The sequence below is a fragment of the Emergencia sp. 1XD21-10 genome (genome assembly GCF_009936045.1).
GTDB classification, from domain to species: domain Bacteria; phylum Bacillota; class Clostridia; order Peptostreptococcales; family Anaerovoracaceae; genus Senimuribacter; species Senimuribacter intestinalis.
The window spans coordinates 1-817 of record NZ_QWEQ01000085.1 but is presented as its reverse complement, the minus strand read 5'-3'; the positions used below and the strand labels follow the sequence as shown (position 1 = coordinate 817).

At 40.3% G+C, this 817-nt stretch carries 2 protein-coding genes; both read left to right on the top strand.

The features are described from left to right. Positions 1-248: 248 nt before the first annotated feature. Positions 249-569: a hypothetical protein gene (locus D1151_RS17470; protein WP_161909587.1), complete on the top strand. Its 321-nt coding sequence runs from the start codon at positions 249-251 to the stop codon at positions 567-569. After that, on the top strand, positions 536-817 hold a 282-nt coding region (locus tag D1151_RS17465; protein WP_207708633.1), incomplete at its 3' end, for a hypothetical protein. The genes D1151_RS17470 and D1151_RS17465, both read left to right, overlap by 34 nt.

Sequence of the window (817 nt, the reverse complement as noted above, 5' to 3'; positions counted from 1 at the left end):
GAAGCAAGCATAAATGCTTTGAATTTTTTAGATTCCCTAGATGGCAATAAAATACTCATTGCTCAAATTTTACGAGGTCCACAATTCACACAAAATGAACTGGATAACGCATTCAAAGAATTTATTGATAACATTTATGGGAAGAAATACACATTTCGTAGAAAATTGTAGATTAATGCCGGCTGATTTCGCAGCCGAATGGCGAGGGCGTTGATCGCTACGGAGAGAAATAATGAAAGGAAAGCGAAATGAATAGAGAATTAAAATTAGGCGTAAGAGACACGACGAAGATTGAAGCTGCAGTTGGAACTTGCTATGATATCTTTGGTGGAGATGAAGATTTTGAGAATCGGCCGCAGGAAGCAGAGGAAATTGCAAAGATGGTGCTGGTAGACATGGCGGGACTTGGAATTAAAGGAAGTCACTTTACCTTATATGATGACTGGGAGAGACCGGAAGCGTTGAATACCATCTTGCGCGTATGCAGCCGATATGGCATCAATCTGACACTGATGCGGCGGGATAAAGACGACACATGGCAGCTGGAAGAGAAGACCTTTTGGGGGTAGACGTGATGGACAATATTGATTTACTTTGCGAAAAGCCGAATGATACGCTAACTTTTACTAATCCGTTGTACTTCAAGAAGGATCAGCGAGATAGCATTCACGAAATGCTGGAATTAAGCAGACACAATATTGTAATGAAGATACATCCCACAAAGAATTATTTGCATTCTAACCTTGTGCAAAACTACAATTATTGTTACAGTAATTGTGAGACGTTGGACGAGGAGGAAAAGAGGTTGAGGATTAAA